Source organism: Alkaliphilus sp. B6464 (assembly GCF_018141165.1).
Taxonomy (GTDB): Bacteria; Bacillota; Clostridia; order Peptostreptococcales; family Natronincolaceae; genus Alkaliphilus_B.
This window is the reverse complement of record NZ_CP058557.1, coordinates 3,094,342-3,107,990: the sequence shown is the minus strand read 5'-3', so window position 1 is coordinate 3,107,990 and position 13,649 is coordinate 3,094,342. Positions and strand designations below refer to the sequence as shown.

Sequence of the window (13,649 nt, the reverse complement as noted above, 5' to 3'; positions counted from 1 at the left end):
TATGAATTTATTAATTTATGGTATAAGCGGACATATGGGCAGATTAATAAAAGAGCTAGCTAATAAGGATCCATTTTGGAAAGAAATTAATGGTATAGATGAAAAGACATCTAAAGACTTACTAAGTGATAATTATGATGTAGTGGTGGACTTTTCACATCCTTCAGCATTAGATGATGTATTGAAGCTTTGCGTGGAAAAAAGAATACCTTTAATAATTGGAACAACAGGATTTAGTAAGGATCAGTTAGAGCAAATAAGAGTTGCTTCTAGTGAAATTCCAATATTACAATCAACTAATATGTCTCTAGGAATGAATATATTATTTGCATTGGTGGAGCAAACAGCATCGATATTAAATGAAAAAGTGGATATTGAAGTAATAGAAGCTCATCATAATCGTAAAAAAGATTCCCCCTCTGGAAGTGCTACATCTATTGTTGAATCTATAGAAAAAGGGCTAGGAGAGGTGAGAAAGCATCAATATGGCAGGGCTGGAGAATGTCTAAGGGAAAAGGGAGAAATAGGTATACATGCAATTCGTGGAGGTAATATTGTTGGTTATCATGAAGCAAACTTTATAAATGAATTAGAAACTTTAAAAATAGTTCACGAAGCTCACAATAGATCAGTTTTTGCACAGGGAGCATTAGAAGCAGCAAAGTTTATTATAGCTAAAGAACAGGGTCTATATACAATGAAGGATGTATTAAAGTTATAGACTAAATTGATACCAAAAAATTTGAAGGGAAGGATTACAGTCCTTCCCTTTGTTAATCAAATTTATCATAGAAAATATTATTTTTAAGTATTCCTTTATCTATAAGAGCATTAACTGTGGAGTCTATCATAGGAGCACTTCCACATAAATAAGCTTCTGTACTATCTTTTCCTTCTAAATATTTGAATATAGCATCATTTACCCTACCAACATGCCCTTGCCAATTATCTTCTTCTCGTGGACGAGATAGACATGGGATAAATCTAAATCTAGGAAGTTCATTTTCAAACATTTTCATCTCATCTAACATAAATAGGTCATCTTTAGTTCTAGCTCCAAAAAAGAAGATAGTATTACGATCAATTTTCTTATGTAGCATTTCATAAAGTATACTTCTAATTGGAGCCATACCTGTACCTACAGCAACTAAAACTACATCTACTTCAGATTCCTGTAAATAAAAATCACCATAGGGACCGTTAAAAGTTACCTTATCACCTTCGGAAAGATGTTTGTGTACGTAAGTTGTTAGAATGCCGCCATCTACATAACCTATTATTAAATCTATAAAGTTTTTTTCAAAACTAGAAGAAGCAATTGAATACGCTCTGAAAACTTCTTCTGTACTATCTCCATAGGGCGGTGCTAGTAGCTGAACATACTGACCAGCTTTAAAATCGATTTCTTGTCCATCGGTAATTTTAATCCTTAAAAACTTAATAGTAGGTGTAATATCCTTGGCAATCTCTATGGCACCTTTAAATTGTTTTACATTAAATAAGTCTTCTGGAATCTGTATGCTCATATCATCCTTAACCTTTACCTGGCAGGATAGACGAACATTATTTTTCATATCACTATCTGAAAGATATGTAAGTTCTGTTGCAAGTACAGGACCAGCACCACTATCTACCTTGCACTTGCAATACCCACATGTTCCCTTGCCGCCACAGGCAGATGGAATAAAAATTTCATTAGCAATTAAGGAAGATAACAACGTATTCCCACCTTCGACTACAAGTTCTTTATCATTATTTATTACTATTTTACGTTCTCCATAGTCAGCAATGCGGACATCGGCCCAAGTTAGTATAAGGGCAAGCACTGCTGTAATTCCAGTAATTACTGCTACAGTTATTAATATATTATACATATGCTGACCCCCTACTGAATATTTACAATTCCTGAGAAACCAATAAAGGCTAAAGCCATCATTCCTGTTATTATTAAAGTGATTCCAGCTCCTTCTAAGCCTTTAGGTATTGGGGCTCTTTTTATCTTTTGTCTAATGCCAGCCATAGCTACTATAGCTAACATCCACCCAATACCCGAACCTATGCCAAAGGCAATTGACTGTAAAAGATTATAATCACGAATTACCATAAAAATAGCTACTCCTAAAATCGCACAATTTACAGTAATTAATGGTAGAAAAATTCCTAACGAATAATATAGAGTCGGTAGATAACGTTCAACTATCATTTCAACTAATTGAACAAATGCTGCAATTGTAATAATAAAAACTATAAAACGAAGATATTCAAGCCCAAATGGAACTAGTAAGTAGTGGTATATGAAATAGTTTAGAATAGTAGTACCAGTTAAAACGAAGGTTACTGCTTGACCAAGGCCTAAAGAAGTTTTAGTTTCTTTAGACACAGCAATAAAGGAACACATGCCTAAAAAGTTTGCTAATATCATGTTACTAGTAAAAATAGAAGCAAAGAATATTACTAAAGGATTAATACCTTCCATTAGTTGCCACCTCCTGCTAGAGATACTGGTTTATCTTGTTTTGATACTTGCTTATCTTGTTGTGAAACCAAATATGTATTTGCTGCCCATATTAACAGAGCAAGCATGAAGAATCCACCTGGAGGCATAATCATAGATATCCATTTAGGCCACCAATTACCCATAATAGTTATTCCAAATACACTTCCAAAGCCTAAAATTTCTCTAAAAAATGCAATAATAAGTAAAACCAAGGTATATCCCATACCAGAGGCTATTCCATCTATAAAAGATAAAAATGGTGTGTTGTTTTGTGCAAAGGACTCACAGCGGCCCATAATAATACAGTTAGTTATAATTAATCCGACATAAGGACCAAGAGCTTCACTCATGGAAGGGAAATATGCTTTTAAAACAATATCTACTATAATTACATAGGCAGATATAATCAAGGTTTGCACCATCATCCGGATATGTTTAGGTGTAGATTTTCTAAGAAAAGATACAGTTAGGCTTGAAAAAGATGTAACAAATATTACACCTAGACCCATTACTAGGGAATTCATCATAAGGTTAGTAACTGCAAGAGCAGAACAAATACCTAAAATCTGGCGAAATATGGGGTTATCGTGAACGATACCAGCAGCAAAAATTTTCTTTATTTGTTTAAACATTTTATTTCTCACCTCTCTTGCCAAGAATTACTTTTTCTATATTTTCATTAATAATATTGAGCACCGAATTTGAGGTAGCTGTAGCCCCTGAAATAGAGTCAACCTTACCTCCCATATTTGGCTTATAATTTATATAATCTCTTGATACTTCTTTGGATATAACAACTTCTCTAAATTGCTCTTTAAACCAATCTTCATCCATCCTGCCACCTAAGCCAGGAGTTTCGTTGTGGGATAAAAACTCTATACCTACAATTTTATTTAAATCTGGAGTTAAACCTATAAATCCCTCCAAGCTTCCCCATAGAGCATTTCCTTGTATGGGATAAATGTTAGCTACTAAAGAGTTATCTTTGTAGCCCTCATAGTAAATGTCGTTCTCGCTTTCCACAACTTTAAAGTGAGAGTTAAAAAGTTCGTTTATTTCTGAAGGATTTTTACCTTTGGTAGGTATATCTAAAACATAAAGTAGTGCACTTTGTTTTTTTACTTCGTTATTAGATAAAACTCTATTCTTGGTTACTTCATTAATAGTAGCGAGTACGCCTGTATATATTACAGTGACAATAATCATAAAAATAACTGGACGAAAACTAAATTTCTTCACGCAGATACCTCCTTTTTCCTAGGAGTTTTTATATATTTTACGGCTTCATCAATAATCGGAACAAATATATTCATTATTAGAACAGCGAACATTGCGCCTTCTACAAAGAGTCCAAATACTCTGATAATAGTAGTTATAATTCCTGTTAATACTCCATAAATCCATTTACCTTCTTTTGTTTTAGGTGCCGTAACAGGGTCTGTAGTCATAAACACAGATAAGAATAAAAATCCTCCAGAAAACAAGGAGAATAATGGATGCTGTGCACCTGATACATTACTTAAATATAGTATAGAGTTGAAGGTTAGAAAACCTATAATTGGCGCTAACATTAATCTCCAATCAGCTGATTTATGTCTTAAAAGAATAAATGCCCCTATTAAAATAAGTAGTCCGCTTGTTTCACCTAAAGATCCTGTAGCGTTACCTAAAAATAGTTGCTTAAAAGGTAACATAGTATTGGTTTCTCCAAAATGTATTAATGGAGATCCTTGGGAAATAGAATCTACTGCAGGAGTAATATACTTTCCAAACCCGCCAGGAAATCCACTGGATGCTACATTCCAACTAATAGTTAAAGGCTCTGGAAATGTTACATAAATAAAGGTACGTGCAGCTAGGGCAGGATTAAATACATTAAACCCAAAACCTCCAAAGACTTCTTTTGCAAAAGTAATACCAAAGACTATACCTATAATTCCCACCCATAGCGGTGTAGAGACTGGTAATGTTAATGTAAACAAAATACATGTTACAAAGACTGCTTCAGTGATTTTTTTGTTAAGACGCCTTTCGAATAAATATTCTGTTGCTACTCCAAATAAAGTAATAGTAGCCATTAAAACTAGTGTACGCCATCCAAAAAAGTAAATTGAGCCTACTATTATTGGAATTAGACTCATTATAACTTTTCGCATACCTGCTTGTTTTTGGAATGTTTTTTTATAAAACTCCCTCATTATGACTTACCTCCCTAAATTTGCAAATTTATTTTAACTATACTATTATCTACCCTACAGATATACGTTCAAAGCTATAAATGTATTACAATACCATGAAAAATAGTCTGATTTGCAAATATTGTTGCAAATTTTAAATCTAGGTGATATAATTTCAATTAATCATAAACATTAAGATTACACTTACATAGAATTTTAAAGTAATTATAGTATAAAAAATATACTAGAGGATATAGCTCAGCTGGCAGAGCGCTACGTTGACATCGTAGAGGTCGTTGGTTCAAGTCCAATTATCCTCACCAATAAAATAAATGGTAATTTACGCGAATGGTGGACAGATTTTGCATGAATATTTGATACATAACTAAAACAATTGACAATATCATAAATTATTAATAAAAGGCCTAGTTAACTCGCTGACTAGGCCTTTATTAATAATTTTAAATTACTCTATAACTATTTCTAAAGGGAGTTAGGAAATGAATAATAGGATTGATATAAAAAATGATATTAGTTCATGAAAAAATATGTTGCCTAAACTAATACTACCTTTTAAAGGAGAAAGTTTAATAAGATACTTATTGAGGATAGCATATGTTAATGATTTAGTGCCTTCTGCACTTATAAAGGAATTAACTACAAAAAATATATAATGAATTCTTAAAAACGTAAGATTTGGAATTGTTAGATATTAATCAGGTTATGTGTGGTATAATAATTAAAATACATCATTGGAGGAATTAAAATGAGCAAATACGAAAACGCGATGAAACTTATGGAAGAACGCTGCGGAAACAGTAGTAAAGACAACCTTATCGCACTTGCAACCATAGCATTGTCCGCGAACGCTGCTGGCAATCCTCGCCCTTCTGTCCGTATGGTTGATGCCTATTATGAGGACGGTATGTTCTATGTTTCTACGGACGCAAAGAAAAGCAAAATGTTGGAAATTGAGAAGAACAACGAAGTTGCCATTGGCGGGTTAGACTGGTTCGTTGCGAATGGCACGGCTGAAAATCTCGGTTGGGCCAAGGACGAGAAAAATTCGGAAATCAGAGCGAAAATGAAAAAAATCTTCGAATGGTTCGATGACCACGGTGACGAGGACAGCCCAAGTTCAATCGTTTTGCGTATCACCCTTACAAACGGAACGATAATCGACAACGACCAAAAATACGGCGAGTGGAAATATGAAGTTGATTTTGTAAATAAGACGGCGAAGTAAAAAGCGCACCGAATAAGCATTTGACTGTCTATCCCATCACAATGCCGCATACCGTAATGATGGGAATTTTGAACAGCAAAGCCGACAGGCGACCCCATAAATACAGGGCAAATTCAAGCCCTGTATTATTTTTTTGTAAAATTGGACAAAGAACTAAAGGTGCAAGGAAATGGCCTGGAAGTCTTTGGTAGGTAATATAAACATGTGATAATATAGAGGTGGTTCATATAGCTAGCCGAGATTGATAAAATATTAACTTTTTTATTGCACATACCATAAATTCTGCTATAATAAAATTTGGGCATTGGGTATAGACAATAAAGGAGGACTTAATTAATGTTAATGAACAAATTGTTCAGAAGTAAAAAAGTATTATTAGGTATGACATTAGCAATGAGTGTAGGAGTTTTATCAGGATGTGGGACAAAGGCTCCTGTAGTAACGCCTGAACCACAACAACCTGCTCAAATAGAACATACTACAGATGTAGTAGTAGTTGGTTCAGGTGGAGCAGGATTAGCCGCTGCACTAGAAGTTCGTAACGCAGGAAAAGAAGTGATAATCCTTGAGCAAATGGTTATTGTAGGAGGAAACACTTTAAGAGCAACTGGTGGATTAAACGCAGCGGGAACGAGTGTTCAAGCTGAATTGGAAATCGAAGATGATGCAACAGTTCACTTTGAAGATACGATGAAAGGTGGTTACGAAAAGAATATAGAGTCTTTAGTAACTACTATGACAAGTAAAGCGGCAGATGCTATAGATTGGTTATTAGAGCTTGGTGGAGACTTTACCGACGTAGGTAGATTAGCAGGAGCAACTAACAATAGAGCACATAGACCTGCAGGTGGAGCGCCAGTTGGACCAGAAGTCGTTAAAACATTAAAAACTGCTTTAGAAAACACTGGAATGAAAGTTATGACTGAAACAAAAGCAACAGAAATTTTAACAAATGAAGGTGTTGTAGCTGGGGTAATAGCTGAAGATAAAGATGGAAACGAACTTACGATTAAAGCAAATGCAGTAATTCTTGCAACAGGTGGATTTGGAGCAAACCCTGAAATATTAGTATCACTTAACCCTGATTTAGAAGGTTTTGTAACAACAAATCATGCAGGAGCAGATGGAAGTGGAATTAAAATGGCACAAGAAATTGGTGCAGGAGTAATTCAACTAGAAGAAATTCAAACTCATCCTACAGCAGTTCCAAGCAATGGATATATGATTACAGAAGCAGTTAGAGGTAACGGAGCAATCGTAGTAAATAGAGAAGGTAATAGATTTGTAGGAGAACTTGAAACAAGAGACGTTGTTTCAAAAGCTATATTAGAACAAGAAGGTCAATCAGCTTACTTAGTATTTGACCAAGGAATTACTGATAGTTTAAGTGCAATTGCAGGATATATAAAGCAAGGTATCGTAACAGAAGCTGATACACCTGAAGGATTAGCAGAAGCATTAAATATGCCAGTGGAAAACTTGGTAGCAACGGTAGAAAAATATAATGGATTCCAAGCATCTGGTAAAGATGCAGACTTCGGAAGAGCAGATATGCCAAGAGCATTAGAAACTTCTAAATTCTATGCAATCGAAATCGCACCAGCAGTACACCATACAATGGGTGGATTAGCAATAAACGAAAATGCTGAAGTATTAAATGAAGATGGAGAAATCATCAAAGGTTTATTCGCAGCAGGAGAAGTTACAGGAGGAGTACACGGTGGAAATAGACTAGGTGGAAACGCTTTAGCTGACATCGTAGTATTTGGTAGAATAGCAGGACAGAATGCAGCAAAATAATCAAATAAGCTAAAAGAGGCCGTCTCAAAGGTGATTTATCATATCACTGAAATGAGATAGCCTCTCTTTTATTTGGCTCTTTATCAACTGCTATAGGTGAAGAAAAATGAAACAAAACTTTTAAATTAAAGAGTAAAATATAACCTACTGGGCTAGGAGCATGTGAAGTATTAGGAAGAAAACAAACAGCAATGGTTGTCGGAAAATTATTTTTTCTAAAACTATTGCTGTTTGTCTGTTCTAGCATATTAAAAAAATCTAACAATAGATATATAGGAAGTAGTAATTCAAAAATTTTTGGAAATAATATAAAAGCATAAAACATAAATAATTTACAGAATAATATTAATCTTGGATTGAATAAAGATAATAGATAATATATAATGGAAATTAATAGGTGTGGAAGAGCTGCCTATTAAAGGAAATCATTATTTATTAATCATTTTAAAACAATTGAAATGGAGGAGAAAGAATGAAGAAGCTAGGATTGTTACCAAGATTACTGATCGGAATTATATTAGGTATAATTATTGGTACCACTAAAATTGAATTTTTAACTAGACTACTTGTGACATTTAGTGGCATCTTTGGACAGTTTTTAGGTTATATAATTCCACTATTAATTATTGCCTTTGTTGCACCTGGTATTGCGGAGCTAGGGGATAAAGCGGGAAAACTGTTAGGAATTACCGCAGGGTTAGCCTATATATCGACTATCATAGCAGGTACTGCAGCATATTTTGTGGCAAGTAATGTACTACCTATGCTTATTCCAAGTGGTGCTAATATAGGAAGCACAGGTATAAAAGTTGAAGCTATATTTGAACTCGAAATACCGCCTATTATGGGGGTAATGACAGCTTTAGTTACTGCATTTTTACTTGGTCTTGGAATTGCTGCAATTAAAGGCAAAACTATGTTTGACTTTGTAAAAGAATTCCAAAATATTATTGAAAAAGTAATCGATAATATTATCATACCATTGTTACCAATATATATAGCAGGTATATTTGCTGAAATGGCCTTTACAGGTGAAGTAATGCAAACTATGGCTGTATTTGGTAAGGTATTCTTATTAGTAATAGCTGTTCATATTTCATATATTATTATACAGTTTTTAGTAGCTGGATCAGTTGCTGGAGTAAGTCCGTTTGCAGCTATTAAAAATATGCTTCCTGCTTATTTTACAGCTATAGGAACTCAATCTTCAGCTGCTACAATTCCTGTAACTGTTGAGTCAACTAAGAAAAATAAAGTAAGTGATGAGATAGCGGACTTTGCAGTGCCTTTATGTGCTACCATTCACTTAGCAGGTAGTACAATTACACTTACTACTTGTTCTCTTGCTGTAATGCTTTTACAAGGAACAACTTTAGAATTTGGGCAAATGCTTCCATTTATTTTGATGCTAGGAGTAACTATGATAGCGGCTCCTGGAGTACCTGGTGGGGCTGTTATGGCGGCTCTTGGATTACTTTCATCAATGCTTGGTTTTACAGAAGCTCAATTAGGGTTAATGATGGCGCTGTATATGGCTCAAGATAGCTTTGGAACAGCTGCCAACGTAACTGGAGATGGTGCTATCGCTATGGTAGTAGATAGAATAGCTAGAAAAAAATAATAATAAATATTTTATCTATAAAATGGAGGGTTTTTAACCTTCCATTTTATGTAATAGATTATAAGGTTATCTAAACTACGTAGAATATTAGTAATATTTTAAGGAATACTTACACTACGATGTGAGTAATTTCGTAGCAATATACGAATCCTATATTGTTTTAAGTTATAGGAAATAAATAAAAAGGATAAATATATTTTATGTTGAAATAGTATATTCAAAAAGAAGATATAAACAAAATGAAAGGGGAATGTATAATGGGAGAAGAAAAAAATAATAAAGGTACAAAAGTATTAGAAAGAGTAGAAATTAGTGAAGAGTTTAAGTGGTCTATTGAAAATATGTATCAAGATGAAAGTCATTGGGAAAATGATTATAACAGAGTAAAAGAACTTATTGAAGAGTTCAGCCAGTACCAAGGAAAACTTAATAGTAGCAAAGGACTTTTAAATGCATTAAATCTTTATGAAATACTATATGAAAAAGCATTGAAGGTCTATACATATGCAAAGATGAAAAGGGATGAAGATAATACAAATACTAAATACCAAGGATTAACTGATAAGGCACAAGGTTTATATATTAAAATGGAAAGCGCTGTTGCTTTCTTTGTACCAGAAATTTTACAAATTTCTGAAGAGGAAATAAATCAATATTATAGTGAAAAAGATGAACTAAAGAAATATCAGCATTATTTAAGTGAAATACTAAGGAATAAAGAACATGTACTTTCGATAGAAGAGGAGCAAATTATTGCGCAGGCAGGAGAAATAGCTCATGCTTCCCAAGATATATTTACTATGTTAAACAATGCTGATATGAAGTTCCCTACAATATTAGATGAAAACGGTGAAGAAGTAGAAGTAACTCATGGAAATTTTATACAACTATTAGAAAGTTCTGACAGAAGAGTAAGAAAAGATGTTTTTGCTGCTCTGTATAATACATATAATAGCTTCAAAAATACATTAGCAACCACATTTTCTTCAAACTTAAAGAAGGATTACTTCTTTGCAAAGGTGAAAAAACATAAAAGTTCAATAGATGCAGCCTTATTTGATAATAATATACCTATAGGTGTATATGATAAATTAATAGATACAATCCATGAAAATCTACACTTAATGCATAGATATGTTAATTTAAGAAGGAAAATGTTAGGTGTGGATGAACTACATATGTATGATTTATATACTCCTATGATAAAGGATGTTGAAATGTCGGTTAGCTATGAAAAGGCTAAAGAATTGATTATGAAAGGTTTAGAACCTCTTGGTAAAGAATATGTTAATATTTTAAAATCTGGATTCGAAAATAGATGGGTAGATGTTTATGAAAATACAGGAAAAACTAGTGGGGCATACTCTTGGGGAACCTATGATAGCTATCCATTTATTTTGATGAGCTACAAAGACAATGTAGACAGTATGTTTACATTAGCACATGAAATGGGACACTCAATTCACAGCTATTATACTGCTCAAAGTCAACCATTTATTTATAGTGATTATAAAATATTTGTAGCAGAGGTAGCATCTACTGTAAACGAAGCACTTGTTATGGATTATATGTTAAAAAACACTAAAGATTTAAATGAAAAGATGTATTTATTAAATTACTATTTAGAGCAGTTTAGAACAACGGTTTATCGTCAAACCATGTTTGCGGAATTTGAAAAGATTACGCATAATAAGATTCAAATAGGAGAAGCTTTAACAGTAGATGACTTGAATAAAATCTATCATGACTTGAATGTAAAGTACTATGGTCCCGATATTGTGGTTGATAGTCATATTGATATTGAATGGGCTAGAATCCCTCATTTTTACAATAGCTTTTATGTTTATCAGTATGCAACTGGGTATTCTGCAGCTATCGCTTTTTCAAAACAAATATTAGAAGAAGGAGAAATTGCTGCTAATAGATATATAGACTTTTTAAAAAGTGGAAGCTCTGATTATTCAATTAATGTATTAAAGAAGGCGGGAGTGGATATGACCAGCTCTGAGCCGATAAAATCTGCATTAAAAGTATTTGAAGGCTTACTGGATGAGATGGAAGATATTATCTTATCTAAAAAAAATTAATTTAAACTAGAAATAGGGGTCTTTATTGATAGAGGCCTCTATTTTGTTGTTTAAGAAAATATACATTTCTAATTTTTAAGTGTTTCTAAAGAAATAGGAATCTAATAATGTTTTGAGTACTTGAAAATTTAGCGTGAATTTTATGTGAGACAGGAGTGGATACTATAGCATCAGGTGACTTTATATTGTCCAATGTATAAAAATTGTATATAATAAAAAGCATAATGAAAAGAAGGTGATAATTATAGAAAATTTAAATATAGAGCAAATAATAAAAAATAGTACAGTAGAAGAATTATTTCAAGTAAATATTAAAATGCAGGATTGGATTTGGGTTAATAAGGATATTTTTTCTGATATTGTATATAATGCCTTAGAATATGAATCTGCAGATGAAGAATATTTGATAGAAGAAATAAACAATATTTCTGAAGATAAACTTAACGAGATTTTAAATGATAAATTTAAAAAAATAGGGTGGATTTCAGTTAATCAACGACTATTTGAGAAATTAGTAGAGGACTTTATATCTACGAAAGATATTGAAACATTTATTTATGTTAATAAAAGATTTTATACTAAAAAAATAATTGAAAAGACTAATGAACTTAGCTGGATTTTAAAAGCAATGGCTATTGATGGATATCAGCATTTATCATTAGAAGATAAGACTTTATTAGAAATTTATGAAGAATACTTTAATGAAAATGGTATGCTTATAGAAGAAATATTACTTAGAGGAGAATATAAATTTTTAAATGTAGCTACTTGGAAATTTGATGAACAGATTAATGTATTGGAATTTTATAAGATGGACGAAAAGTACAGACAATGGTCCGAGGGAAACTCTAACTTTATGTTTTATGAATTATGTAAATAAGAATATATTAAAAACTCCCTCCAGTGTATAAGAGGGGGTTTTGATATTCGAGTATCTAAACAAAAGGCTTAGAGTCTATAAGGCTGTTAGAATGGATAGCTTTTTTTAGAATAACCATTTGCTGATCATAATCCTTTTCTATTTTAAAATCATACTCCTTATTGCAGTTATCACATTCGACTTTTTGCTTGAAATCCTTTTGATCTCTGTAAAAGAAAAGATATGGAGCATATCCTTCTTCATCATTCCACTTTACGGCTCCATCATCCTTTATATGGTAATGATATACATAGGTAACTTCATCTTTTAATATTATATTTCCTTGGTTACAACTTGTACACTTCAATATAATCACTTCCTTAATAATATAAATGCTTACTACTATTATTGAGAATTTATTTTGAATTTATTCAAATTATAATATAATTAATGGTAGTATGAAATCATAATGTAGGAGGACCTAGTATATGGATAAGTACTTATATGATCTAAAGAAAATTGTTTACAACCTAGAAAGTGGGTATTTTAAAGGAAGAGAAGTTGGACTTTTAGATAATTTAATTGTAACGGCTCAAAACATGAAGGATAAATATACAGCGATGCAAAATGCTATATATTTTAATGATAATATTCAACTAGAAAAAATATCGCAAGAAAAATTTTTATACAAGCCTGTTATGTCAAGAAATTATTATGAAGGCGATTATCTTGAAAGATTTGGTGAAACAAGGACATCAGATTTAAAAAGTTGTAAGCTTTTAGAAATACATAATCAGTTTTGGAAGGCATATGAAGTTCAAAAGGGAAATATATTTGCATCGATTCCTAAGGAATTAGCCACCTTGGAGCAATCTCAAAGATTGGAATCCTTAGAATGGGATGAGGTAGAGGTGAATGTATATGAAGTAAAAAAATGTAATTTAAATAAAAAAGATTTTACAAAGTATATAGAAAAGGTTTTTAGGCATCATATATTAGTTCTCGAAGTATATAGTAATGTTATTATGGTATTGGAATATAACTTGAAGTAATATAGGTAATTTTGTTCTAAATTAAACTTAAAGGATATAGAAAAGGCTATTGTTTACTATTAATAGTTAGGAAGCTTCTTTTATTAAGAAGCTTCCTTTTACATTTATACTTGAATAACTAATTCAATGTATTGTTTTAAAAAATAAAATTAATAAAGGTTAGTTTGGATACGGCTTTTATGTTTAGGGACTTGGCATTATAATGCGGGTAAATTCTGTATCACATATAGCTTATTGGATAATATTGCCATAATATTTCCTTATGATACATAATGATATTTTATATCAACTGATAAAACTATAGTTTTTT

At 32.3% G+C, this 13,649-nt stretch carries 13 protein-coding genes and 1 tRNA gene; 8 read left to right on the top strand and 6 right to left on the bottom strand.

What is annotated here, in order from left to right; translation table 11 throughout:
• Position 1: 1 nt before the first annotated feature.
• Positions 2-721: a 4-hydroxy-tetrahydrodipicolinate reductase gene (gene dapB / locus HYG84_RS15785; RefSeq protein WP_212378900.1), complete on the top strand. Its 720-nt coding sequence runs from the start codon at positions 2-4 to the stop codon at positions 719-721.
• A 52-nt stretch (positions 722-773) separates the two neighbouring features.
• Here the strand turns inward: dapB and HYG84_RS15780 are convergent, their stop codons facing one another.
• The 5 genes from HYG84_RS15780 to HYG84_RS15760 are packed head-to-tail and all read right to left on the bottom strand — an operon-like array spanning position 774 to position 4,695.
• Positions 774-1,874, bottom strand: coding sequence for an NADH:ubiquinone reductase (Na(+)-transporting) subunit F (locus tag HYG84_RS15780; protein WP_212378898.1), 1,101 nt, complete (start codon positions 1,872-1,874; stop codon positions 774-776).
• A gap of 11 nt (positions 1,875-1,885) precedes the next feature.
• The gene (locus HYG84_RS15775) at positions 1,886-2,476 is read right to left on the bottom strand and encodes an NADH:ubiquinone reductase (Na(+)-transporting) subunit E (protein ID WP_212378896.1); all 591 of its coding nucleotides are present in this window, start codon (positions 2,474-2,476) and stop codon (positions 1,886-1,888) included.
• Complete coding sequence (gene rsxE / locus HYG84_RS15770) at positions 2,476-3,129, bottom strand: electron transport complex subunit RsxE (RefSeq protein WP_212378894.1); 654 nt, start codon at positions 3,127-3,129, stop codon at positions 2,476-2,478. Before rsxE ends, HYG84_RS15775 begins: the two co-directional genes overlap by 1 nt.
• A 1-nt stretch (position 3,130) precedes the next feature.
• Positions 3,131-3,736 carry an FMN-binding protein gene (locus HYG84_RS15765; protein ID WP_212378892.1) on the bottom strand — a complete coding sequence of 202 codons (606 nt, stop codon included), beginning with the start codon at positions 3,734-3,736 and terminating at the stop codon, positions 3,131-3,133.
• The gene (locus tag HYG84_RS15760; RefSeq protein WP_212378890.1) at positions 3,733-4,695 is read right to left on the bottom strand and encodes an RnfABCDGE type electron transport complex subunit D; all 963 of its coding nucleotides are present in this window, start codon (positions 4,693-4,695) and stop codon (positions 3,733-3,735) included. Before HYG84_RS15760 ends, HYG84_RS15765 begins: the two co-directional genes overlap by 4 nt.
• 226 nt (positions 4,696-4,921) lie before the next feature.
• Between HYG84_RS15760 and HYG84_RS15755 the strand changes: the two genes are divergently transcribed.
• The 6 genes from HYG84_RS15755 (at position 4,922) to HYG84_RS15730 (ending at position 12,308) form a co-directional block, all read left to right on the top strand.
• A tRNA-Val gene (locus tag HYG84_RS15755) sits at positions 4,922-4,997 on the top strand.
• Positions 4,998-5,440: 443 nt separating this feature from the next.
• On the top strand, positions 5,441-5,920 hold the full coding sequence (locus HYG84_RS15750; protein ID WP_212378888.1) for a pyridoxamine 5'-phosphate oxidase family protein: 480 nt from the start codon (positions 5,441-5,443) through the stop codon (positions 5,918-5,920).
• A gap of 336 nt (positions 5,921-6,256) precedes the next feature.
• Positions 6,257-7,720, top strand: coding sequence for a flavocytochrome c (locus HYG84_RS15745; RefSeq protein WP_249168651.1), 1,464 nt, complete (start codon positions 6,257-6,259; stop codon positions 7,718-7,720).
• A gap of 472 nt (positions 7,721-8,192) precedes the next feature.
• A complete protein-coding gene (locus HYG84_RS15740; protein ID WP_212378885.1) occupies positions 8,193-9,341 on the top strand; it encodes a dicarboxylate/amino acid:cation symporter in 1,149 nt (382 codons plus the stop codon).
• A gap of 257 nt (positions 9,342-9,598) precedes the next feature.
• A complete protein-coding gene (gene pepF, locus HYG84_RS15735) occupies positions 9,599-11,428 on the top strand; it encodes an oligoendopeptidase F (protein ID WP_212378883.1) in 1,830 nt (609 codons plus the stop codon).
• A 235-nt stretch (positions 11,429-11,663) separates the two neighbouring features.
• The gene (locus tag HYG84_RS15730) at positions 11,664-12,308 is read left to right on the top strand and encodes a hypothetical protein (RefSeq protein ID WP_212378881.1); all 645 of its coding nucleotides are present in this window, start codon (positions 11,664-11,666) and stop codon (positions 12,306-12,308) included.
• A 55-nt stretch (positions 12,309-12,363) separates the two neighbouring features.
• On the opposite strand, the gene HYG84_RS15725 is transcribed toward HYG84_RS15730, so the two are convergent.
• On the bottom strand, positions 12,364-12,663 hold the full coding sequence (locus tag HYG84_RS15725; protein WP_249168650.1) for a hypothetical protein: 300 nt from the start codon (positions 12,661-12,663) through the stop codon (positions 12,364-12,366).
• Between the two features lie 112 nt (positions 12,664-12,775).
• On the opposite strand from HYG84_RS15725, the gene HYG84_RS15720 reads away from it, so the two are divergent.
• Complete coding sequence (locus tag HYG84_RS15720; protein WP_212378877.1) at positions 12,776-13,339, top strand: hypothetical protein; 564 nt, start codon at positions 12,776-12,778, stop codon at positions 13,337-13,339.
• Positions 13,340-13,649 lie beyond the last annotated feature (310 nt).